The organism is Bartonella sp. W8122 (assembly GCF_016102485.1).
GTDB lineage: Bacteria > Pseudomonadota > Alphaproteobacteria > Rhizobiales > Rhizobiaceae > Bartonella > Bartonella apihabitans.
On sequence record NZ_JACFOO010000001.1, the window covers coordinates 963,374 to 987,035 of the forward strand.

The window sequence follows — 23,662 nt, forward strand, 5'->3', positions numbered from 1 at the left end:
TATAAAAATATTCTATGGGTGGTCAAATGGTTGAACAAACGGAAGAATTGTCGCCTTATTGGCGGCGAAATCTCGTTATATCGGCTTTTGGCGCTTTTACGACTATTGTCGGAATGACTGTCCTTTTGCCCTTTTTGCCACTTTTTGTTGAAGAAATCGGGGTGAGCGATCCTGAGGCCGTTTCGGAATGGTCAGGCATTGCTTATGCAGCGACGTTTTTTTCCGCGGCTCTTGTTGCGCCTTTGTGGGGGCGTTTGGGCGACCGTTACGGACGTAAGCTCATGTTGGTTCGTGCAAGTTTCGGAATGGCAATCTCGATCGGATTGATGGGCTTTGTTACAAGCATTTCACAATTGGTTTTATTGCGATTGTTGACGGGGCTCGCTGGAGGTTACGCTTCGGGAGCGGCTATTCTTGCGGCCACACAAACGCCGAAAGATAAAACCGGATGGGCATTGGGCGTTATTTCGTCTGGCGTTATGGCGGGCAATTTTATTGGTCCTTTGATTGGTGGTATTTTGCCGAATTATATTGGCATAAGAACATGTTTTGTCGCTATCGGTGTTCTGATTTTTATAACTTTTATCGTTACGACATTTGCGATCAGTGAAAATCATAAGGTTTTTGTTGACCGGCGTCGTAAAAAAGACAAGGGCATGCTCACGCGAAGTCTCTTTAATCACAGTGTTTGTGCAATGTTGCTAACCGGAGCGCTTCTAACATTTGCCAATCTGTCAATCGAGCCGATTATAACAATTTACGTTAATACTCTGTCGAGAGGAGGAGCGAGTTTAACTTTCTGGGCAGGTCTTGTTATGTCAATGACAGCATTAGGAAGCGCATTATCGGCAAGTTTGGTCGGGCGGCTTGCAGATCGTGTCGGTCATTGGAAAATATTGGTCGGGGCGATGATTTTGTCCACAATTCTCGTCTTGCCGCAAGCATTTGTTGAATCCGCATGGATGTTGGTTGTGCTGCGGTTTCTGCTCGGTCTGGCACTTGGTGGTCTAATTCCCTGTGTCACTGCTATTTTGCGTCATATCGTACCGGATTATGCTGTGGGGACAGTTCTAGGGCTTTCAGTTTCGTCGCAATATGTGGGGCAGGTTCTGGGGCCTGTTTGCGGTGGTTTTATTGGCGGGTGGTTCGGCGTTCGACCGGTCTTTTTTGTGACCGCCCTGGTTATTTTTGTTGCTGTTGTCATAGACCTGAAACTTTATCGACATTACGAAGGAAATTGAGAACTGGAACATAAAACCGGCATCATACTCATGTTCAAGTTTGACACTTCGCCAAGACCCGCCGCAAATTCAAATGGGAGTTATATGAAAAAGGCGGTTCGGGACCGCCTTTTTCTTGAGTACAGGATATTCTTCTAAACCGGATTCTATTTATACAATCCGGTTAAACAGAAACCGTTTTAATGGTCGGAGGCAACTGACGCTCCGATGCCGGTTTCAGAACGGATTTGCTGGGCAGGAAAACCGGCGCGATCTACCTGTGCCCGATTGGAGTTGTCGGTTATTGAAAATAACCAAACGCCGCCAAAGCCTAAGATCATGGAAAAGAGCGCTGGCGAGGTGTAAGGGAAGAGTACTGACTCCGGCGAGAAACCGAATGTTGAAACCCACACGGCCGGCGAGACAATTGTCAATCCCACGGAAGATATCAAACCAAGAAAACCCCCGATGACCGCACCTCGTGTTGTGCATTTTTTCCACATAATGGAAAGCAAAAGAACAGGGAAATTTGCCGAGGCGGCAATAGCAAAAGCAAGAGCCACCATAAATGCCACGTTCTGTTGTTCAAACACAATGCCAAGCAGGATAGCGACGATGCCGATGATGACCGTAGCAATACGGGAGATACGTAGTTCCACGTCACTCGTTGCAGCTCCTTTTTTCAAAACCATATTGAAAATGTCATGGGATATTGCTGTTGCACCGGAAAGGGTGAGACCGGCAACGACAGCCAGAATAGTCGCAAAAGCAACTGCCGAGATAAAACCGTAGAACATATTTCCGCCGACCGCCTTTCCGACCATGACTGCGGCCATATTTGCGGCTCCTGCACCACTTGAAAGGGGCGCTGAAAGTATCGGATCGGAGAGGACAAGTGCAATAGCACCAAAACCGATGATAAAGATAACGATATAGAAATATCCGTTCCAGATCGTTGCCCACAAAACCGACTTTCTTGCCTCTTTTGCATTCGGAACAGTGAAAAAACGCATCAGAATATGGGGAAGGCCGGCGGTACCGAACATTAATGCCATACCGAAGGAAATAGCCGAAATCGGGTCCTTTATAAAACCACCAGGAGCCATAATGGATTGTCCGGCAGCAATCGCTTCAGGCGAAGTGGCGTCAACAGCGTTTTTTTGGGCAAACAATGTCGCTTTGACATTGACGGCCGCCTGAAAGAAATTTTCAAAGCTGAAATTGAATTTCAACAAGATCATAAACGCCATGAAGGTGACACCGATAAGAAGCAATACGGCTTTGATAATCTGCACCCATGTTGTCGCCGTCATGCCACCAAAAAGCACATAGATCATCATCAAAACACCGACGAGAACAACGGCGTAAAGATAATCCAGCCCGAACAGGAGTTTGATAAGCTGGCCGGCACCAACCATTTGTGCAATCAGATAAAAAGCAACAACAGCGAGTGTCCCGCAGGCCGCAAAGATACGTATAGGAACAGTGGCAAAACGGAACCCCGCAACATCGGCAAAATTGAAGCGACCAAGGTTACGTAGCCTTTCTGCGATAAGAAACATGACGATAGGCCAACCAACAAGAAAGCCGACAGCATAGATCAAACCGTCATAACCGACGCTCATGACCATAGCCGAAATCCCGAGAAAGGAAGCGGCAGACATAAAGTCACCGGCAATGGCTAAACCGTTCTGGAAGCCGGTTATACCTCCGCCCGCTGTATAAAAATCGGCTCGTGACCGGGTTCTGTTTGCAGCCCATTTGGTAATCCAGAGGGTCAGGGCAACAAACACAAAAAACATGATGATTGCCGACCAGTTGGTGGCTTGTTTGGGAAGTTGTCCACCAATGGCATCGGCTTTGGCACTAATGCTGTTGGAGAGAAAAACGAGACAGGCACCTATCCCGAAGACACGCTGTTTTTTAAAAAAATAAAAGAGGTTCATTTCTTGACCTCCTTTTTAATCTCGTCGGTATAATGGTCATAACTGCTATTGGCGATCAGAATGTATATCGCGGTCAACAGAACCATGACCACAATCACACCGATGCCAATCGGAATGGCAATCGTTGTAACGCCGGTACCAATGCGTAAACTCAGAAATTGCTTGTCAAAGGCGATGAGTGCAATCCAGCCATAATAAACAATCAGCGCAATAACAGTAAGAACGCCGCCAAGTCTATTACGCTTTTTTCTCAACGTTATATAAGCGGGGTTCGCCTCAATTCGGGCAATAGTTTCTTTATCCATAACGGCTCCTCCTCCGTGACAGGAAAGTTTTTCAAGGTCAGGTAGACATTGTTACTCGTCATAGCTGTTACTTGCTATAACTGTTACTCGCCATAGCACTTACTCGCTATGGCTATTAATGAATATTCAAAACGAAAACTGAATGCTTTATCCGCAACCGTCCACGTTCTAGATAAATAAATACTATCTCTATTTTTAATAGAGACAGTGAACCATTATAATTTTTACAAAAATATTTTAAGATCAGGTAACAAAATCTCCCATTTTTTCACGTATACCTGTTTTTTACGTATATAAGTGAAACGAACTTAAGGCCTCCTCTTAATCCCTTTCGTTCTATTAAAAAGAATTATTCAAATATGCTCTTATGTCAATATAGGCGGTAACGTATTTCAGTTTTTTATTAGTATTCATTATTCAACTTTTCGTATAACTGTTTTAACACATTGTTTTTATTAGTGAAAATGATCTTTTAAAAAAGCGGTCAAAGTCATCCGTCGTTCTATAAAAAGAGGAAAATACCGCAGTTTCAAAGACCATCCCAAACCTAAAAGAATTGTCATTATCAATTGATCTATTTTTAAGAAATATGCATAGCGTGAAACGATGTAAAATGTTCTATAGAAAAAATGACATTTATAGAAAATGACATTTGCCATTGGAAATGTACTGGTTTGAACTTCCGGATTTATAAAACGACTGGGATGACACAGAATGAAGATAGCAATCAAACGGGTTTATGAACCATATTCGGGAGATGACGGGTGGCGGGTTCTAAGCGATCGTCTTTGGCCAAGAGGGCTTTCTAAAGAGAAAGCCCATATTGATGATTGGCAAAAGGAATTGGCTCCGAGCAATGATTTACGTCATTGGTTCAACCATGATGTCAGAAAATGGGAAGAATTCAAAAGCCGCTATATTGCAGAACTCAATACACAATCGGATGCAATAGAACTTTTTCTTTCTTCCCTGAAGAAACACGCGCATGTAACTTTATTATATGCAGCGCATGACGAAGAACATAACAATGCGGTTGTACTTCTCAATTATCTGGAAAACCGTATTTCCCAGGATTAAGAATATTGTCAGGGTCGAGAGCCTGTTTGATTGTCCACATGAAATCGACAGCATCTCCAAGTTCCATACGCAAATATTTTATCTTGCGTTGTCCTATACCATGTTCACCTGTGCAAGTGCCGCCCATTGATATGGCCCGTTCCGACAGCCTTTCGGTAAATTCATAGATGCGTTTTTCTTCCCTCTCGTTATCTTTCGGGTAACCGACAAAAACATGGAAATTACCGTCACCGACATGGCCGATGATTGGACCGATCAGATTGTGTTCCTTCAAGTCTTTTTGCGTTTCCGTAACGCAATCGGCAAGACGTGAAATAGGCACACAGGCATCTGTAGAAAACACGTCGCAGTCAGGCAAGCTTGCCTCGGCAGCCCATAACGCGCTATGACGGGCTTTCCAAAGTTGAGCACGTTTTTCCGGATCGGTCGATTGCTGGAAATTGTTCGAACCATGGGCCGCAGCGATCTCGCTGAAAGTGGCGGCCTGGCTTGCAACGCCTGCCTCATCGCCATGGAACTCGACGCAAAGCGTCGGGCGTGGCTCCAAGCTCAAACCGGAATAGGCGTTACATGCCTTGACCATAAATTCATCCATCAATTCGACACGTGCAAAGGGTATAGCACACTGGATGGACTCGATGACTGTATTACATGCGTCTCCAATTGTTGCAAAAGTGCAAATGCCGCTCGAAACGACTTCAGGTATCGGATGCAGCCTTATTGTGAGTTCGGTAAAAAGCCCGAGTGTGCCTTCCGAGCCAACGAGGAGCCGTGTCAGATCATAACCGGCGGCAGATTTTTTGGCTCTACTTGCTGTGCGGATGAGGCGGCCGTCGGCCATGACAGCCTCTGCACATAAAACCGCCTCTCTCATTGTTCCGTAACGAACAGCGCTGGTACCTGATGCGCGTGTAGCCGCCATCCCCCCGATCGATGCGTTTGCACCGGGGTCTATCGGAAAAAACAAACCGCTATCACGCAACCAACTGTTCAATTTTTCTCGCGTAATACCCGGTTGTACTGTAATTGTCATATCTTCCGGTGAAAAAGATACGACCTGATCCATTTTTGAAAAATCGATACTGATACCACCTACGGGAGCATTCAATTGCCCTTCAAGCGAGCTTCCCACACCAAAACCGATAATCGGCATTTTATGACGGGCGCAAATTTTGACCGTCTTGACAACATCATCTTTTGACAAAGCATAAACAACGCCATCAGGCACTTCGTGTCGTAATTTTGTTTCATTGTGCGAGTGGGTATCACGAACTGAAAGATTGTTGCTGAAACGATTGCCAAAGGCCGTTTCCAATTCTTTACACACTTGATCTACGGTCTTCTGATCTAATCTAGCCATTCTCTACACTCCTCTCCCTGTATTGGATAGCTGATTTAAAATGTTGGCACGATTGAGAGTTATTTTTCAATAAAAATATTCGTAAAATAAATGTATTATGTCAATTCATTATAATATATTTGTTGTTTTTAATTTTTATATTAGAATGATTTTATAAAAAAACGAAAAATGTGGAATACCAATATTCCAGAAAAATACACATGTTAAGGGAAACGGACATCAACGGGTCTCGATTATCGCATTTTCACCAATGGCGGGTCGAAACATGTTCATCTGAAAAAAATCGTTTTGTTATCATTCAAGAAATTAAAAGCAGAGATTACTTGAGCAATTAAACGCAGGAACGCGTTTTAAAAGCGGTTTAGATATTGCGTTATGCGGATTGTAAGTTTCAAGAAAATAAACAAACCGGAATAAAATCCGAAAAACAAAAATAACCTCAGGAAATAAAAAAGCTGCCCATTTGATTAAAACAGGCAGCCGATGACAGATCAATTTGTAACAGATATATCGGAGTGAAGTGACGCTATAACGATCGTTTCAAAGTTATTGGTTGGACAGCCGCTTCACCATTTATTTTCAATAGTCTTCAAATCCATATTTTCCGGGGTTGAGAATATTGTCAGGGTCGAGAGCTTTTTTGATAGCCCGCATGTAATCGACAGCATCGCCAAGTTCGAGACGCAAATATTTTGCTTTTCTTTGCCCGATGCCATGTTCACCTGTGCATGTTCCATCCATCGAAATTGCCCGTTCGGACAATCTTTCGGAAAATTCATAGACCTTCTTTTCTTCTTCTTTATTGCCTTTGTGATAGCCGAGAAGAACATGGAAGTTTCCATCACCGACATGACCGACCATTGGCCCGATAAGGTGGTGCTCCTGAAGATCTTTTTGTGTCTCACCCACACAATCGGCAAGCCTTGAAATAGGCACACAGGCGTCAGTGGAAAATACATCGCAATCCGGCAGGCTTGCCTGCGCTGCCCAAAAGGCTTCGTGGCGTGCTTTCCAGAGTTCGGCGCGTTTATCCGGATCGGTCGAATGTTTGAAATCTTTTGATCCATGGCTTGCTGCTATTTCACCAAACAGTGAAACTTGTGCGGCAACGCTGGTTTTATCGCCATGAAATTCGACACAAAGCGTTGGAAGGGGATCAAGTTTCAATCCCGAATAGGCATTGCAGGCTTTTGTCATGAATTCATCAAGAAGTTCGACACGTGCGAAGGGAATGGCACATTGAATTGATTCTATAACCGCATTGCAGGCATCGGTTACAGTCGGGAAAGTGCAAGCGCCGCACGAAACCACTTCCGGAACCGGATGCAGACGCAAAGTAATTTCGGTAAAAATGCCGAGTGTTCCTTCAGAACCGACAAGAAGACGGGTCATGTCATAGCCGGCGGCCGATTTTTTTGCGCGGCTTGCCGTACGGATAATTCTCCCGTCTGCCATAACCGCTTCGGCACTTAAAACAGCTTCTCTCATCGTGCCATAGCGCACGGCATTGGTTCCGGATGCACGTGTCGAGGCCATGCCACCAATAGATGCATCGGCACCGGGGTCGATCGGGAAGAACAGACCACTGTCGCGCAACCAGCTATTTAAAGTTTCGCGGGTAATTCCGGGCTGGACAGTTATCGTCATATCTTCAGGTGAAAAAGAAACAACCTGATCCATTTTTGAAAAATCGATGCTGATGCCACCTTTAGGCGCATTAAGCTGCCCCTCAATGGAACTTCCGGCACCGAAGGGAATAATCGGCATTTTGTGCTTGGCGCAAATCTTTACGATTTTTACAACATCGTCTTTGTTGGTCGCATAGACAACGCCATCAGGAGTTTGTTGATAAAGTGCGGTCACATTATGGGAATGAGCCTGACGGACAGAAAGATTGCGGCTGAACCGGTCTCCGAAAGCCGCTTTCAATTCTTCACAAACACGATCTATTGTCGCTTCATCGCAGTGTTTTGCCATTCTTTTTACTTTCTCTTTGGGTGGGCAATTTTCTTTTGCCACTTTCGCGCCAAGCGCAAGAAATTGCAATGTTATTTCAAAATATTATGATTGATTTCGGTCTTCTGCGAAAATTTTTTCAAAGGATTGAAAATTTATTCAAATTCAATGAGCGCATTTGTTTATCCATTGTGAAATCGTTTCCGGTAATGAACACCGGTTCGATGACAAAATGTTTTGGTGAATGTCAACTTCACCCGTCTTTCCGGCATGATTATTTTGGCTATTTGAACAGAATGTGGGTGACAGACTTAATTCACATCTATCTCCATGCTTTTTGTGAATGCTCCCACCTCTGATCAATCCACTTTAAAACTCTTCATTCAATATGATGAGCGGCGAAGATTGACCTGATCTAATAAGGTTGCCGAAAACACCGTTAGCCTACAAACGGGGTTTGAAACGTTTCAAACGCAATGCATTGGAAAGCACAAAGACACTTGAAATTGCCATTGCTGCGGCAGATAGCATTGGCGACAATTGTACGCCCCAGACCGGATAGAAAATTCCGGCAGCAACAGGAATGAGCAAAACATTATAACCGAATGCCCAGAACAAATTCTGCTTGATGTTGCGGATTGTTGCTTTTGAAATGGCAATTGCATTGACAACGCCTGTCGGATCCCCCGACATCAATACAACATCCGCACTTTCAATAGCGACATCGGCACCGGTTCCAATGGCAATACCGGTATCGGCAGCCGCAAGTGCCGGCGCATCATTGATGCCATCACCAACAAAGGCGACCCGCCGTTCGCCCCCACGTATTTTTTTCACAGCATCCACTTTTCCTGCCGGAAGCACTTCTGCGACGATTTCTGAAATACCGAGTTTTGAGCCGATTGTCTTTGCTGTGTTACGGTTATCGCCTGTGACAAGCGCTGTTGCGATGCCCATGTTTTGAAGTTCGGCAATCGTTTTCCCCGAATTTTGTTTGACGGGATCTTCAACGGCAAAAATTGCAACCGCCTTATTGTCTATTGCCGCATAAAATGGCGTCATGCCTTCATTGCCGAAAATCTCGGCATCTTTGGCAAAGCCCGAAATATCAACATTTATCTCGTTCATATAACGGTCGGCTCCGATAATGACGTCTCGTCCATTAACTTTGCCGGAAATACCAAATCCGGGTTTGGAATTGAATCCTTCAACAGTCGAAAGGGATATTCCGGCTTTTTTTGCAGCTTCATTCAAAGCCTCGCCAATCGGGTGTTCGGAGCGAAGTTCTACCGCTGCAACATCTGCCAATGTTTGTTTTTCATCAAATCCCTTGGCTGTGATTATTTTATGCAAAACCGGTTTACCGACCGTCAGTGTGCCGGTTTTGTCAAAAGCAACAATATCGGTATCACGTAATGTTTGTAACGCATCACCGCGACGGAACAGAATACCGAGAGTGGCTGCCCGACCTGTGCCCACCATAATAGATGTCGGCGTTGCAAGACCCATTGCACAAGGGCAAGCGATGATGAGGACCGACACACCGGCAATAAGAGCATGTGGAAATTGCGGAGCAGGGCCGACAAAAAGCCAGATAAAAAACGTAACAATTGCGGCTGCAAAAACCGCAGGGACAAACCAGCCTGTTACCTTATCGACCAAAGCCTGAATGGGTAGTTTTGCACTTTGGGCGTCTTCGACCATTTTCTGGATTTGTGCAATAAGTGTATCGCCACCGATCTTTTCAGCACGAAATGTCAAGGAGCCATTGCCATTGACAGTTCCGCCATAAACATTGTCGCCTTCTTTCTTGGCAACAGGCAGAGGTTCGCCCGTCATCATGGATTCATCAACATTCGAGTTGCCACTTGTGACAGAACCGTCAACAGGGAATTTTTCTCCCGGCCGCATCACAATAATGTCGCCGACGGCAACATCATCAAGTGCAACATCTTTTTCTTCATTGTTTCTTAAAACGCGGGCTGTTTTCGGTTTCAAACCGGCAAGCATACGGATGGCTTCACTGGTGCGTCCACGTGCACCTGCTTCAAGATAACGGCCGAGCAGAATTAAAGTAACAATAACGGCTGCCGCCTCGAAATAAACATTATTGGTTCCTTCCGGCATATAAGCGCCGGCGAAGGTCGCAACGGTAGAATAGGACCATGCAGCAAAGGAGCCGACAGCAACAAGCGAATTCATATCCGGTGTCGCACGAAAGAGATTGGGGATGCCGGATTTGAAAAACCTCCAACCGGGGCCGAAAAGCACAAGTGTTGTCAAAATAAATTCGACGAGGCGGGAGGGGAACATACCAATCGTCGTCATGACAAAATGATGGAACGGCGGTATGATATGGCCGCCCATTTCAAGGACAAAAACCGGAATGGTGAGGATAAGAGCTATAACCAGAGAGCGGCCAAGTTTATGCGCTTCAATGGCTTGTCTGTCGACTTGCTTATGATTATTTACGGGCTTTGCACCATAACCGGCTTTTGCAACAGCTTTCTCCAGCGCATCAATTGTCGCAACATTTTTAAGCATCTCGACATGGGCACGGTTTGTTGCGAGATTAACAACAGCAGTCTTTACCCCGTCTACCGAAAGTAGTGCCTTTTCAACGCGCCGCACACAAGAAGCGCAACTCATACCTTCAATATCAAGGTCAACCGGCTGGTAACCTACTTCATAACCGGCTTTCTCGACCGCTTGCACAAGCTCGTCGATACCGAGTTTATTTTTGCTCGTAACGTCCGCTTTTTCTGTTGCCAGATTGACGACAACATTGTCTACGCCTTCAACTTTTTTGAGCGCTTTTTCGACGTGGCGAACACAAGATGCACAAGTCATCCCTTCAATATCAAGCTTGATATGAAAATTATCATTTGCCGGAGATTGACCGGTTTTTTCCGTTTGTGAAGTTGTTGTCATGAAACGCACCTTTCACATCAAGAGATAATGGTTCCCCTTATGGGAAGGTCAAGAGAAAAAATAGATGAAAAAACCTTATCCGGAGCGAACCGGATAAGGCCTTGATAAAAGATCAAATATTTACGACGACTAAAATCAATATGTGTCGTTGATACGTGCTACAGCGTGGAAGTCGATTGCACGACCTCTGAGTTCTGCAACCCGCGAAACTTCCTGCTTTTTCTCCAGACCGGAAACAAAGACTACATTCGGCACTTTGCGCAATTCCTCGTCGGGAGCGAGCATATCCGAATTTGTTAAAGAAGCCGGTGCTCTATTTTCGTTTTCCGAAATAATGTTTTTCACGTCTTCTTCATCAGGGCGGTCGACTTTCGGAGCAGTTTTGGGTGCTTCTGCAGATTTATTTGTTTCAAGCGCTGCAACAGTTGACTCGTCCGGAGATTGGGCATCATCTGCATCGGCATAATCATCGTCTTCTTCATAATCGTCATCCGGTACAGCGATGATTTCATTTGCTTCGATCAATGCCGTCAAATCGTCACCCGGAACTTTGTCAGACAACTTTCCGGTCTCGCCCCCATTATTGGCAATAGCAAGGGCAACTTTATCAGCCTCATCCTGCCGCAAAGGTCTTGATTCCGGCAAAGGAACCGATGCCAATTTGACTGTCGTCTCATTATCTTCACCTTCATCCGGTTTGAAGGTCGGTACCGGTACATTAGCATAAGCCATAACCGGTGCTTCGTTGGTCTCTTCCTCGTCTTCGTCTGTCGGTTTCATGCCCTTGCCGCGCAAAGGCGAAGTTTCGGGAAGCGGTGCGTCCTTTTTGGGTAATGAAACCACTGTGGTTGTCTTTGGCTCTTCGGCTACGACCGGAGCACTCGGTTGAACACGCACAGGTTGTTCGGTTGACTGTTCTTGCGAATTTTTACGCCCGAAAAGACTGCTGAGAAACCCGCGTTTTTGAGGGGCAGGTGATGCACTGGCATAGACAACCGGTGCCCCGCGACGGGCGAGCCACTCGGCTTTCGCCTCATTATATCCAGAAAGCGGTTTGCCGTCACTTGGTATATACATAGTCTTGCCATCAGGAAATAATGCCATCAACTCGCTGCGGCTCATACGCGGCCAATGGCGTACATTGCCCACATCCATGTGGACGAAAGGCGACCCCGAACGCGGATAATAGCCGACACCGCCAACCTGCTGCTTTAATCCGATAGCACGCAATTTGGCGAGATTGACATCAGGTAGATAGAAGTCCATGGCGTGGCCAAGCGTATGCTGACTGTTTTTGGCAACGCCACTATTGGGCGAACGTGAACGCAACATATTGTTGGTTGCCGGTGAACGATAGGCTGAAACAACATTGATATATTCGCGCGACCCGCTGGTGCGATAAACAGACCAGATGAGATCAAACAGACGCGGATCCATATTCGTTGGTTCATTGCGCCGCCAATCACGCAAGAACACATTCAGCCGCTTCAAACCGGCCTGATCATATTTGCCATCGCGTTTGAAAACAATTTCGGCTTTTTCACCGGTATGGACGTAATAGAGCTTCAAAGACCTTGTTTCAGCCTTTGCTGCTACCGGTGTCAACATAAAGGACAAAGCTGTACCCATTGCCATGAAGGCCAATGACAAACGACGAAATGTCCAAAATGATTTTTTCAAACCGTCAACCACCATTCGTAAAACCTGCCCTGTTACCCGCGGATGAGACGCGATAATCAAAACGTGGTGTTCAATTAACTCGCTCCCCGACCATCTGAAATCGGCTTTATAGTTAGTAAAGCCTAACCCAGAATGGTTAACAGCAGCTTTATATGTGAGCCAGCAAAACAATGATGCTGATCAAATACGACTATACCATGGCAAAAATGCCACAGAAGAGAACAAATATCAAAAACTCAGTAACATTTTGTTACGATGGTTAATTTTTTCTTTTTATTGACATATTCCTGCGCAGCATCTCTGCCGGTTCATTTTTAATATTGGGTTTGACACTACTTAAAACAAGTCAAAATGGCTGTTTTTTGATCTATGTGAAGACAATGAGAGGTCATGACGGGGTTGGAAAAGCAATGGTAATCGCGATATGTCCTGACAATATCGTGCAAATAATATCCCGGAAAGCAGCCAATACAAAATAGACGATTATTGCAAATGCGCCCTAACGGAAAGTCCAGCCAGAACTGGCAAATGAAATTTTAAATTTATCTCTTTTGGTTGTTTTCTGGAGCACAAATAATAGAGAATTCGTCCAATAGAAAAATCGTCAATCCATATCCATCAATCGGCACATTCAACAGTCGGCCAGTTTTAACAATCGGCTGTGTGAAAAGCGGATTTTATTTTGCATTTAAACACAGCATGAGGGAAAAGTGCCGAATTCGGGTGCTTTCGAAATGGAAATCGAAAACGTAGTTTCGTTTTGATTAAAAAGGCAGTTTCGTTTTGCTATATAAGCGGGAGAACGAAGGGAAGGGCGGTTCTTGCCTTCTATAAAGAAAACAGAATGAAGTTATAGAAGTTCATTAATTACGATTGCAATTTAGGCTATTGCAGTTTTTCCTCAAGAAAAACAAATAAAAAGTGGTGACAAAGATATTTGTCACCACCAAATCATCATGCCGCATTAAAATTATGCGGTGCCGACCTTTTTCGGCCAGTCTTATTTAGTCTTATTTTCAGCTTGCCCGTTTTCAACTTGCTCGGCGCAATGTCTCGGTCTCTTTCCGACTTTCAGCATGATATTCATCAAGCTTGCGGTAAAGTGTTGAACGACCGATCCCGAGACGACGGGCCGCTTCGCTCATGCGTCCACGATAGTGGTTCACTGTGCGTTCAATGATTTCCCGTTCAAGTTCATTATAAGCACGCACCTGACCGTTATCATCAATTAGATGAACGGAATAACGATCATTTTTTTCGGCTATTTCTACCGGTGCATTGCTTCTGAAATCGGCAAGCTGATTTCCGGTTAGTTGCGGGAAGTCACGAATTGTCAAAAGTGGCCCTTGGCTCAGCAATACAGCGCGAAAAAGCACATTTTCCAGTTCACCAACATTCCCTGGCCAATCATGCTGCAATAAAAGCGAAAGTGCAGAACCTGCCACCCCGTGAACATGCGGCTGCCCACTTTCAACGACAATATGTTCAATGGCACGCTGCGCAATATCGGCAAAATCGTCACGCCGTTCGCGAAGCGGGGGAATAATTACGTGACATTCTCTCAACAGATCATAGAATTCCTTCAAAAACAGACCGTCTTCGACAAGCCCCTGAAGCCGTGACGTTGAAATAGTTGTCAAACGGAACTTGGGCTCTTCACCTTTTTCAGATTCTTTGCGTTTCTTGAGAAAATCAACCCAGCGTCTCTGCTGATTAATTTCAAGCCGGTCGATCTCGCAAAGACAAATTGTTCCATGGTCAATCGCGTTGATATGCGGCAGAATCTTGGTTTCCCACTTTTTTGCGTCCTGCAGGGGATCAGAAATCGGCACACATTGGATACGGACAAATTTACCTGTTGCGTAAGGACTTTCGTGGTGGATAACGCGGGCAAGTGTCTCTCTACCGGTTCCTTTTTCTCCTTCGATGAGAAGATTTTTGGTTGACAAAGCAGCTTGTTTTGCCCGTTCGAAAGGCTCTTTCATTGCTTCACTATTTGCGTAAAGGTCGGAGAACCGCAAGTGGTTTTCCTGCTGGCGACGAATGTAATGCACTTCACGCTCATAGGTATTGTTGATCGAGAGATTGCCCAGTGTCACACTCAATCTTAGTGATGTAATCGGATAGACGAGGTAATCAACGGCACCCGCCTTCAGACTTTTCTGGAGGAGTTCCTCATTTTCTACATCGGACATGACAACGAGCGGGGCGGCAAATCCGGTAACACGGATTGTTGAAATGAGATCGGTTCCGCCAAGGTCACTCATCATCAAATCGACCAATGCAAATGAAATATTACGGCGTTTACGCAACAAATCGAGTGTGCGTAATCCATTTTCTGCTTCAATTACACGATATCCGAGAGCACGAAGAATGGAAGAAGTGTTGGCTCGTTTACCATAGTCTTCGGCTGCTACTAGTATAGGACCCATCATTGCTTTCATCATCTCCTTTGTGAGGACGAAAACGCATAGATAGGCGTTTGGTTGCAAAACATAGGTGTACCTCGTTTGCCCCGCAAGCGTCAGACTACTATCAATCTGATGATTACATGCAACAGAAAAGAGAATTTTTTCCAAAAAAAAGCTTTTCCGTTGATTTCCATCAAAAGCGACATATTGATTGAGCTATAACATGTTGATACAGCTGTTATCAGTTGTTTTTTGCCGCTTGATGTCGGTTTTTTGGAGCAAACCTGATGAAACCTATTGCGTCCACTCTTTGTCTTACTGCAATGGCTTTTGCCCTTGCAGCTTGTAATCTTTCACAAAATTATGGCCAGCGTCCTTCGGTGCAGAATATTCCGACAGGAATTGATGGCCAGTGGGTCGATAAAAATGGTATCGTATCGTCGTTCAGAAACGGTATCTTCGAGACGCGTTCGTCCGATACAAAAGAAAAGCTTTCAGAAGGAAATTATCGTTTCAGTAATCCGCAACTTGTCGAAATCGAGATGCGCTCGATTGTTCGCGGAACTGTTTCACGCGTCAATTGCGCAATATCGAATAACTCGATGCAGCTCTTGTGCACCTCGAGCAGCGGTTCGCAATTTTCTTTAAACAGAAAAATCTAATAAAAAACGGAAAGATCAGACTGGAATTTTATGGCAGATCAAAAAAGTAAGGTTGGCGTTCTCCTGATCAATCTGGGAACGCCGGAAGGTACCGATTCAAAAAATGTTCGCAAATATTTGCGTGAATTTTTGTCAGATCGACGGGTAATAGAATGGCCACGCATTTTATGGTACCCGATTCTTTATGGAATAGTTCTCAACGTACGCCCGAAAAAGTCCGGTGCACTTTATAAGCGTATCTGGAATTATGAATTGAACGAGTCGCCTTTGCGCACTTATACACGTGCTCAGGCTGAAAAGCTCGGTCCGCTCCTTGATGAGACGAATGTCGAGGTCTATTGGGCCATGCGCTATGGCAAGCCTTCAATTGACGAGGTACTCGGCACTATGATCGAAAAGGGGTGCGAAAAAGTTCTGTTTTTCCCTCTTTACCCTCAATATTCTGCGACAACAACGGCAACGGTACTCGACGCAGTATTCGCAAGCCTTGAAAAACGTCGTTATCAACCGGCCATACGCTCTGTTCCTCCTTATAGTGATGATCCGGTTTATATTGACGCGCTCGCCCATTCGGTCGAGAGACATTTGAAGACACTCGAATTTGTTCCGGAAAAGATCATTGCGTCCTATCACGGTATTCCTCAATCCTACGCAAAAAGGGGTGACCCTTATCCGGAAGAGTGCGTGCGCACAACCGAAGCTTTGCGTAAACGCCTTGGAATGGACGAGAACAAGCTCGTTATGTCCTTCCAATCACGCTTTGGGCCCGAGGAATGGTTGCAGCCTTATACAGCCGCGACCGTTGAAAAACTTGCGAAAGAAGGCGTCAAATCTATCGCAGTCTTCAATCCGGGTTTTGTCGTTGATTGTTTGGAAACCGTCGACGAAATGGGCCATGAAGCGCAAAAAACCTTCAAAGAAAATGGTGGAGTGAATTTTGTCCATATTCCCTGCCTGAATGACAGTGAAGACGGAATGAAAGTCATCGCCCATCTTGTAAAAAGAGAGCTTCAGGGCTGGATTTGAACTATTGCTGACATTTTGAAACACTTGCATTGATCATTAAACGGGGGAAAGCTGCCTACCATCGCTGTTTGCAGCTTTCCGCAGGCAAATAAAACTGTAACGATACGAATACTGATCTCGATATTTTTTAAGGGAGAAGAATGTGTTCGGTTTTAATATCGCCTTATTGTTGTTGGTCGTGCTAGTTGTTGCAACATTGTTTGCAGGAATCAAGCAGGTTCCCCAAGGCTATCAATATACAGTTGAACGTTTCGGCCGCTATACCAAAACCTTGATGCCGGGACTTAATTTGATTGTTCCGTTTTTTGACCGTATAGGCGCGCGCGTCAATATGAAGGAGCAGGTGCTTGATATTCCCACTCAGGAAGTCATTACCCGCGATAACGCAACTGTTTCGGTTGACGCAGTGGCGTTTTTCCAAGTGCTGAATGCTGCCCAATCCGCCTATCAGGTATCGGATTTGAATTATGCGGTCTTAAACCTCAATATGACGAATATTCGTACTGTTGTCGGTTCAATGGATCTTGACGAGCTTTTATCCAACCGCAATACGATCAATGAAAAGCTTTTGCATGTGGTTGATGAAGCAGCCCATCCATGGGGCTTGAAGATGACCCGAATTGAAATAAAAGATATCCAGCCGCCGCGTGATCTGGTCGACGCTATGGGCCGGCAGATGAAAGCCGAACGCGACAAGCGCGCACAAGTTCTTGAAGCCGAAGGGGACCGCAATGCCAATATTTTGCGGGCGGAAGGTTTCAAACAGGCACAGATTCTGGAAGCAGAGGGAAAGCGGGAAGCCGCCTATCGGCAGGCAGAAGCACGTGAACGTCTGGCAGAAGCAGAGGCAAAAGCAACATTGGTTTTGTCCGAAGCCATTGCGAAGGGAAATGTTCAGGCAATCAATTATTTTGTTGCGCAAAAATATACCGATGCCCTTGCCTCTATTGGTACAGCCAATAACCAGAAGGTTGTGTTGATGCCAATGGAAGCTTCATCGCTTATCGGCTCTCTTGGTGGCATCGGTGCCATTGCAAAAGAAGTTTTCGGTTCCTCACAAGAGAAAAAATAAAGTTGAAAGCAGGACAGGAGACGATGTTTTCTCTCGTGGTTGTTATATGAGGCTTAAGCAAGCGGTTTTGACCAGTTGGAATAGGTAAATCCCTAAGGAGCTTCACCGCTTGTAAAAGGTTGAATTTTTAGACAAGCTGCCAAGCTTCATAGAGTGAGCATTACTTCATAGAACGAGCGTTAAAAGCTGGCCTTCAGAAGGAACAAGCATGTTTGATTTATTGATGACCTTGGGAGCATGGAACTGGGTGGTTTTAGGATTTATCCTGCTCCTTCTTGAACTCATTTTCCCAGGCGTATTTTTTGTCTGGTTCGGTCTCGGGGCTCTGTTGACGGCACTTGTTTCTTTGCTTTTTTACAACCTGCCTTGGATTGCACACTGGAAAGTGGAAGTCATCTTTTTCCTGATATTTTCTATCATCATGGTGTTGATAGGTCGTAATTTGTTTCGCCGCGACCGCGAAACCGACGAGCCATTATTAAACAGGAGAACCGACCAGATTATTGGCAAAAAAGTTGTTCTTGAGGAACCCGTTCGGGATGGCAAAGGGCGCATTCGCGTTGACGATACAATATGGCGCATCAAAGGGCCTGATCTTCCTGAAGGCACGGAAGTCAAAGTGGTTGCCTTCGATAATGGTGTTTTCACAATTGAAAAGGCCTGAATTCAAGGCCACGTTGTGATCCGCCTGTCTTTGATGTGTTTTTCTGATAAAACCTTGTCAATGCCGAACATTTTTTGATGTGCTTCATTTTCGACCGGTCAGGCTCCCCTCTTTTCCGACAAAGCTTCCGGATTTCATTTTTCAAACTGTGATAAATAAAGCTATCAACGTGATCTTTTTTTTCGTGAACGGTTTTCCTTTTTAATAAATTCGTTTATTCCCTGTGCTGGAACATCAAGCAGGAATTGAAAAAACTATGCGACTGGGTGGGCGCCTTCAGGCGGCAATTGAAGTATTGCAGGATATCAAATCGCGCCGGCGACCGGCTGCGGAAGCACTTAAAGATTGGGGGCTTTCGCATAGATTTGCTGGCGCCGGTGACAGGGCTGCAATCGGCAATATTGTTTATGACGCCTTGCGGGAACGTTATTTACTTGAATGGCGCATGGATAGCGATGATCCTCATGACACAGCCTTTGGTGCATTGTTGGAAGATGGCGGGCTTTCGCTTGATGAACTTGCGCATAGTCTTGATGGAGACCGTTTTGCACCGGAACCATTGAGTGAACATAGCCGCAATATGTGGCTCACCAAAAATATTGACGAAGCGCCCGATTATATTCGGGGAAACCTGCCGCAATGGTGTGTTCCTCTATTTCAGGATATTTTCGGCTCCCATTGGCTTGATGAAGCTGTCCCATTGGCAAAACGCCCACCGCTTGATTTACGTGTGAACCGCTTGAAGGCAAACCCCGAAAAGGTTATGCGTGAACTTGCGGGAACAGGTGCCAAACCGGTCTCATGGTTCGATAACGCTTTACGCATTCCACCGATCGAGAAATTGAAACGGCACCCTAATGTGCAGGCAGAGCCGGCCTTCCAAAAAGGCTATTTTGAAGTGCAGGATCTCGGATCGCAAATCGTAGCAAGACTTGCCGGAGCAAAAGCCGGTATGCAAGTGCTTGACTATTGTGCCGGCGCTGGTGGAAAAACATTGGCTATGGCGGCGGATATGGAAAACCGTGGTCAAATCCACTGCTATGACGCCGAAAAAGCCCGTCTTGCTCCGATTTTTGAACGGCTGCGTCGCTCCGGTGTTCGCAATGTTCAACCGCACGTCAATATAAGTGAACTCGACGCATTAAAAGGTCAAATGGATATTGTTCTGCTTGATGCACCTTGCACAGGTACGGGAACATGGCGCCGCCGTCCGGATGCCAAATGGCGCTTGACAGACGGCCAGCTTGAACGCCGTATTGCAGAACAGAAAACCGTTTTGAACGCGACCTTACCTTATCTTAAAGTTGGCGGTCATCTCGTCTATATTACATGTTCGCTGCTTTCTTCCGAAAATGACAAACAAATAGCGGCTTTTCTTGCCGAGAATTCGCAATTCAAAGAAATCGACATGAAAAATTTGTGGCAGCAACATTTCGGGAAAGATGCACCAAGGCCGGTATTCCCTGAACACGGACTGGTTTTATCTCCGGCAAGTACAGATACGGACGGCTTTTTTATATCGGTCCTTGAAAAACATTAAACATAGTTATGAGGTCAAGCATGTGGGGTGGAAAATCGGTTCTTTTTCTGATGGCAACCGAACTGGAATATGGCGAGCACCTCAAAAAGCTCATTAAACCGCACATTATTGGCGTGGGGCCGATCGAGGCCGCGATCAATACGACAAAAATTTTAAGTGCTATGAAAAACGAGAACCGCTTGCCCGACCTTGTTGTCTCGCTCGGTTCGAGTGGCTCGCAAAAGCTCAAACAAACAGAAGTTTATCAGGTGTCATCTGTGAGCTGGCGCGATATGGATGCGACGGTACTGGGTGTTGAAAAGGGGGTAACGCCTTTTGTTGATCTGCCCGCAACTGTGAAAATGCCGACATTGATACCCGATTTCCCGTCTGCAAGCCTATCGACCGGCGGCAATGTTGTTTCCGGTGATGGCTATAAAAATATAAAAACCGATATGGTTGATATGGAAACCTATGCCGTATTGCGAAGCTGCCAGACATTCACTGTTCCTGTGTTCGGATTGCGGGGTATCTCCGATGGTCAAAAGGAGCTGGAACATGCAATGGATTGGCGCCAATATTTGCATATTGTTGATGAAAAACTGGCAAATGCTTTGATGCTGCTTGATAAGGTGCTGGAACAGCCGGAAAAATAACGGACGATAGGAATAACGAGCCGTTATTTTGCAAGCTTTGCGGTTTAAAAACTATTTTCTCATCTATCACCCGATTGCATTTCTCCAAAAGACTCTTTAAAGGCTTTCTATGAGCACGATACATCCTGACACAATTCTGATTATAGATTTCGGTTCGCAAGTAACCCAGCTTATTGCACGCCGTGTGCGTGAAGCCGGTGTCTATTCCGAAATCGTACCGTTCCAGTCTGCCGCAGACGCTTTCAAGCGTATCAAGCCGAAAGCGGTTATTCTCTCCGGTTCTCCCCATTCAACCGTTGATATAGGGTCTCCGAGAGCACCCCAAGAAATATTCGATGCAGGGATTCCTGTTCTTGGTATCTGTTATGGCGAACAGACAATGTGCGCACAACTTGGCGGCAAAGTCGAAGCAGGGCATGAACGCGAGTTCGGGCGCGCAGATCTTACAGTTGAAGCAGATAGTGCTCTCTTTCAAGGCGTATGGAAAAAAGGAACCCATCATCAGGTCTGGATGAGCCATGGTGACAGGGTCACTGCTTTGCCGGAAGGCTTCAAAGTTATCGGCACCTCTAAAGGTGCGCCTTTTGCTGCGATTTCTGATGAAAAACGCCATTTTTATGCCGTGCAATTCCATCCGGAAGTTGTTCATACCTTGGATGGCGCACGTCTTTTGCAGAATTTCGTCCACAATATCGCCGGTATCAAAGGCGACTGGTCTATGAAAACCTATCGCGAACAGGCCATTTCTGCCATTCGCCGGCAGGTGGGGAAGGGGCGCGTTATCTGCGGCCTTTCAGGCGGGGTTGATTCGTCCGTTGCGGCGGTGCTTATTCATGAAGCCATTGGCAATCAGTTAACATGCATTTTTGTCGATCATGGTTTGATGCGCAAAAATGAAGCGGAAGAGGTAGTCTCGATGTTTCGCGAGACCTATAATATTCCGCTTGTTCATGTTGATGCATCCGATCTTTTTATCAATGCCCTTGAAGGGGTGAGCGACCCCGAAAAGAAACGCAAGATTATCGGCCGCCTGTTTATCGAGGTTTTTGAAAAAGAAGCCAAAAAGCTTGGTGGAGCGGAATTTTTAGCACAAGGTACACTTTATCCGGATGTGATTGAGAGTGTGTCATTCTCGGGTGGTCCCTCGGTTACCATCAAAAGCCATCACAATGTTGGCGGCTTGCCGGAACGCATGAATATGAAACTGGTCGAACCGTTACGCGAACTTTTCAAAGATGAAGTTCGCGCTCTGGGGCGTGAGCTTGGTTTACCTGAAAAATTTATCGGACGTCATCCTTTCCCTGGTCCCGGCCTTGCTATTCGTTGCCCCGGAGGGGTGACGAGAGAGAAACTCGATATTTTGCGTGAGGCGGATGCGGTTTATCTTGATGAAATTCGCAAAGCCGGCCTTTATGATAAAATCTGGCAAGCTTTTGCTGTTCTCCTTCCTGTACAAACGGTAGGTGTCATGGGTGACGGGCGAACATATGAATATGTTTGCGCACTAAGAGCTGTGACCTCGGTCGACGGAATGACAGCCGACTTTTATCGTTACGATATGGATTTTCTGGCACAAGCTGCAAATCGCATTATTAACGAGGTGCGCGGCATCAATCGCGTCGTCTATGATATTACGTCCAAACCACCGGGAACCATCGAGTGGGAATAAAATAAAACGCGGATATGAGAGATATTGAATATGCCATTGAGGAACAGGTTTCATCAATGGCATTTTCTTAAGTTATATTGTTAAAGTGACTTTATTGAGCGGTTTCAGGTTTGAATGATAAATTCAGGAAGGTTGTTTTATCGGGATATTTCAAACATACCGCATCAATAAAGCATAATTCAATTGAACATCTTCAGGTATAGGAATGTAGACGATATGTCCGTCACCGGGTGCTACAGTAATGTCTTCGTTCTTTTTATTTTTCAGTAATTTTATCGTAAAATTGATATTGCCATCCGGCGTCATCATTTCCACTTTGTCATTCAATTCAAAGCGGTTTTTGACAGCGACTTCCGCAAGTCCGTTCACGCGTTTTCCTGTAAATTCGCCAACAAATTGCTGGCGACCGGGAAGTGATGAGCCGGTTGCATAATTCTGGTATTCTTTATGTTTATGGCGTTGTAAAAAGCCTTCGGTATAACCGCGGTGGGCAAGGGATTCCAGAACCACCATCAAATTGTCGTCAAAGGGGCGTCCGGCCAGAGCATCATCAATCGCCTTGCGGTAAACTTGTGCAGTACGGGCAACATAATAATGCGATTTGGTGCGCCCCTCTATTTTTAACGAATTGACACCGATGTTGATCAGTTTTTCGACATATTGGACAGCGCGAAGGTCTTTCGAATTCATGATATATGTACCATGTTCATCTTCAAACGCGGTCATTTCAGCTTCCGGCCGATTTGCTTCATGAAGCACAAATACCTTGTCGGTGGTTGGCCCTTCGCCAAGGTCGGGCTGAATTTCCCCGCTTACTGTCTCTTCAACTTTGACAATCTCGCCCAGTTCATTTTCGACGCCTTCCTCGACACCATATTTCCAGCGGCAAGCATTCGTACAAGTTCCCTGATTGGCATCGCGGTGGTTGATGTAGCCAGAAAGAAGGCAACGCCCCGAATAGGCCATGCATAATGCACCATGAACAAAGACTTCCAACTCGATGTCGGGAACATTTTCACGGATTTCTTCAATTTCCTTCAGCGACAATTCCCTTGAGAGAATGACGCGCGTCAATCCCATGCTTTTCCAGAACTTAACCGTTGCCCAATTCACAGCATTCGATTGTACCGAAAGGTGAATATCCACATCGGGAAAATTTTCCCGCACCATCATAATCAATCCGGGATCGGACATGATGAGAGCATCGGGATTCATGTCGATAACCGGTTTTAATTCGCTCACAAAGCTTTTAAGCTTGCTGTTGTGGGGGGCAATGTTGACGACAACATAGAATTTTTTGCCCTTAGAATGGGCTTCGTCAATGCCTATCTTCAAATTTTCTTCATGATTGAATTCATTATTGCGCACCCGCAAGCTGTAGCGGGGTTGGCCTGCATAAACCGCATCCGCGCCATAGGCAAAAGCGTAACGCATAGATTTCAATGTGCCCGCAGGACTTAACAATTCGGTTTTATGAAGTTTTGACATTGATTGAAAGAGCCTTGAAA

General features: G+C 45.6%; 16 protein-coding genes and 1 pseudogene. 9 read left to right on the forward strand and 8 right to left on the reverse strand.

Translation table 11 applies throughout. The annotated features are described in order from the left end of the window. The first annotated feature begins 26 nt into the window (after positions 1-26). A complete protein-coding gene (locus tag H3S83_RS04280; RefSeq protein ID WP_246741713.1) occupies positions 27-1,241 on the forward strand; it encodes an MFS transporter in 1,215 nt (404 codons plus the stop codon). 179 nt (positions 1,242-1,420) lie between these two features. On the opposite strand, the gene H3S83_RS04285 is transcribed toward H3S83_RS04280, so the two are convergent. Together H3S83_RS04285 and H3S83_RS04290 are read right to left on the reverse strand one after the other, a co-directional pair. Next, positions 1,421-3,166, reverse strand: coding sequence for a cation acetate symporter (locus H3S83_RS04285; RefSeq protein WP_198239008.1), 1,746 nt, complete (start codon positions 3,164-3,166; stop codon positions 1,421-1,423). After that, on the reverse strand, positions 3,163-3,471 hold the full coding sequence (locus tag H3S83_RS04290) for a DUF485 domain-containing protein (RefSeq protein ID WP_077970629.1): 309 nt from the start codon (positions 3,469-3,471) through the stop codon (positions 3,163-3,165). Before H3S83_RS04290 ends, H3S83_RS04285 begins: the two co-directional genes overlap by 4 nt. 714 nt (positions 3,472-4,185) lie before the next feature. On the opposite strand from H3S83_RS04290, the gene H3S83_RS04295 reads away from it, so the two are divergent. Beyond that, positions 4,186-4,548 carry a DUF488 domain-containing protein gene (locus tag H3S83_RS04295; RefSeq protein ID WP_077970630.1) on the forward strand — a complete coding sequence of 121 codons (363 nt, stop codon included), beginning with the start codon at positions 4,186-4,188 and terminating at the stop codon, positions 4,546-4,548. Here H3S83_RS04295 and H3S83_RS04300 read toward each other — a convergent pair. The 5 genes from H3S83_RS04300 to H3S83_RS04320 all read right to left on the reverse strand — a co-directional run bounded on the left by H3S83_RS04300 (position 4,514) and on the right by H3S83_RS04320 (position 14,910). After that, positions 4,514-5,908, reverse strand: a complete 1,395-nt coding sequence (locus H3S83_RS04300) for an FAD-binding oxidoreductase (protein ID WP_078039164.1) — start codon at positions 5,906-5,908, stop codon at positions 4,514-4,516. The genes H3S83_RS04295 and H3S83_RS04300 overlap by 35 nt on opposite strands. Positions 5,909-6,487: 579 nt before the next feature. Beyond that, complete coding sequence (locus H3S83_RS04305) at positions 6,488-7,885, reverse strand: FAD-binding oxidoreductase (protein WP_198239009.1); 1,398 nt, start codon at positions 7,883-7,885, stop codon at positions 6,488-6,490. A gap of 423 nt (positions 7,886-8,308) precedes the next feature. Further along, positions 8,309-10,795 carry a heavy metal translocating P-type ATPase gene (locus H3S83_RS04310; RefSeq protein WP_198239010.1) on the reverse strand — a complete coding sequence of 829 codons (2,487 nt, stop codon included), beginning with the start codon at positions 10,793-10,795 and terminating at the stop codon, positions 8,309-8,311. A gap of 135 nt (positions 10,796-10,930) precedes the next feature. Further along, positions 10,931-12,430 (reverse strand): DUF882 domain-containing protein, encoded by a 1,500-nt coding sequence (locus H3S83_RS04315; RefSeq protein ID WP_246741775.1) that lies wholly within the window; start codon positions 12,428-12,430, stop codon positions 10,931-10,933. Between the two features lie 1,076 nt (positions 12,431-13,506). Next, a complete protein-coding gene (locus tag H3S83_RS04320) occupies positions 13,507-14,910 on the reverse strand; it encodes a sigma-54 dependent transcriptional regulator (protein WP_198225170.1) in 1,404 nt (467 codons plus the stop codon). A 263-nt stretch (positions 14,911-15,173) separates the two neighbouring features. Between H3S83_RS04320 and omp10 the strand changes: the two genes are divergently transcribed. From omp10 to guaA, 7 genes and pseudogenes are all read left to right on the forward strand, one after another. Continuing rightward, a complete protein-coding gene (gene omp10, locus H3S83_RS04325; RefSeq protein ID WP_198234591.1) occupies positions 15,174-15,548 on the forward strand; it encodes an outer membrane lipoprotein Omp10 in 375 nt (124 codons plus the stop codon). Between the two features lie 30 nt (positions 15,549-15,578). Continuing rightward, entirely contained in the window at positions 15,579-16,574 is a 996-nt protein-coding gene (hemH, locus tag H3S83_RS04330) for a ferrochelatase (RefSeq protein ID WP_198239011.1), read from the forward strand. A gap of 142 nt (positions 16,575-16,716) precedes the next feature. Then, positions 16,717-17,637 (forward strand): annotated as a pseudogene (locus H3S83_RS04335) (SPFH domain-containing protein); the annotation flags it as partial. A 217-nt stretch (positions 17,638-17,854) separates the two neighbouring features. Beyond that, on the forward strand, positions 17,855-18,310 hold the full coding sequence (locus H3S83_RS04340; protein ID WP_198239012.1) for an NfeD family protein: 456 nt from the start codon (positions 17,855-17,857) through the stop codon (positions 18,308-18,310). A 256-nt stretch (positions 18,311-18,566) separates the two neighbouring features. Beyond that, complete coding sequence (locus tag H3S83_RS04345) at positions 18,567-19,850, forward strand: RsmB/NOP family class I SAM-dependent RNA methyltransferase (protein ID WP_198239013.1); 1,284 nt, start codon at positions 18,567-18,569, stop codon at positions 19,848-19,850. 20 nt (positions 19,851-19,870) lie between these two features. Then, on the forward strand, positions 19,871-20,485 hold the full coding sequence (locus tag H3S83_RS04350) for a 5'-methylthioadenosine/S-adenosylhomocysteine nucleosidase (RefSeq protein ID WP_370541332.1): 615 nt from the start codon (positions 19,871-19,873) through the stop codon (positions 20,483-20,485). 109 nt (positions 20,486-20,594) lie between these two features. Continuing rightward, entirely contained in the window at positions 20,595-22,154 is a 1,560-nt protein-coding gene (gene guaA / locus H3S83_RS04355) for a glutamine-hydrolyzing GMP synthase (protein WP_198239015.1), read from the forward strand. 150 nt (positions 22,155-22,304) lie between these two features. On the opposite strand, the gene yegQ is transcribed toward guaA, so the two are convergent. Next, the gene (gene yegQ / locus H3S83_RS04360; protein WP_198239016.1) at positions 22,305-23,642 is read right to left on the reverse strand and encodes a tRNA 5-hydroxyuridine modification protein YegQ; all 1,338 of its coding nucleotides are present in this window, start codon (positions 23,640-23,642) and stop codon (positions 22,305-22,307) included. Positions 23,643-23,662: the final 20 nt, after the last annotated feature.

Excerpts from the sequence above, each read along its gene's own strand:
- guaA (WP_198239015.1), top strand. The coding sequence starts at position 20,595 with ATGAGCACGATACATCCTGACACAATTCTGATTATAGATTTCGGTTCG.
- H3S83_RS04290 (WP_077970629.1), bottom strand. The coding sequence starts at position 3,471 with ATGGATAAAGAAACTATTGCCCGAATTGAGGCGAACCCCGCTTATATA.
- H3S83_RS04300 (WP_078039164.1), bottom strand. The coding sequence starts at position 5,908 with ATGGCTAGATTAGATCAGAAGACCGTAGATCAAGTGTGTAAAGAATTG.
- hemH (WP_198239011.1), top strand. The coding sequence starts at position 15,579 with ATGGCAGATCAAAAAAGTAAGGTTGGCGTTCTCCTGATCAATCTGGGA.
- H3S83_RS04320 (WP_198225170.1), bottom strand. The coding sequence starts at position 14,910 with ATGATGGGTCCTATACTAGTAGCAGCCGAAGACTATGGTAAACGAGCC.
- H3S83_RS04285 (WP_198239008.1), bottom strand. The coding sequence starts at position 3,166 with ATGAACCTCTTTTATTTTTTTAAAAAACAGCGTGTCTTCGGGATAGGT.
- H3S83_RS04280 (WP_246741713.1), top strand. The coding sequence starts at position 27 with ATGGTTGAACAAACGGAAGAATTGTCGCCTTATTGGCGGCGAAATCTC.
- H3S83_RS04295 (WP_077970630.1), top strand. The coding sequence starts at position 4,186 with ATGAAGATAGCAATCAAACGGGTTTATGAACCATATTCGGGAGATGAC.
- H3S83_RS04305 (WP_198239009.1), bottom strand. The coding sequence starts at position 7,885 with ATGGCAAAACACTGCGATGAAGCGACAATAGATCGTGTTTGTGAAGAA.
- H3S83_RS04340 (WP_198239012.1), top strand. The coding sequence starts at position 17,855 with ATGTTTGATTTATTGATGACCTTGGGAGCATGGAACTGGGTGGTTTTA.
- H3S83_RS04315 (WP_246741775.1), bottom strand. The coding sequence starts at position 12,430 with ATGGCAATGGGTACAGCTTTGTCCTTTATGTTGACACCGGTAGCAGCA.
- H3S83_RS04345 (WP_198239013.1), top strand. The coding sequence starts at position 18,567 with ATGCGACTGGGTGGGCGCCTTCAGGCGGCAATTGAAGTATTGCAGGAT.
- yegQ (WP_198239016.1), bottom strand. The coding sequence starts at position 23,642 with ATGTCAAAACTTCATAAAACCGAATTGTTAAGTCCTGCGGGCACATTG.
- H3S83_RS04350 (WP_370541332.1), top strand. The coding sequence starts at position 19,871 with ATGTGGGGTGGAAAATCGGTTCTTTTTCTGATGGCAACCGAACTGGAA.
- H3S83_RS04310 (WP_198239010.1), bottom strand. The coding sequence starts at position 10,795 with ATGACAACAACTTCACAAACGGAAAAAACCGGTCAATCTCCGGCAAAT.
- omp10 (WP_198234591.1), top strand. The coding sequence starts at position 15,174 with ATGAAACCTATTGCGTCCACTCTTTGTCTTACTGCAATGGCTTTTGCC.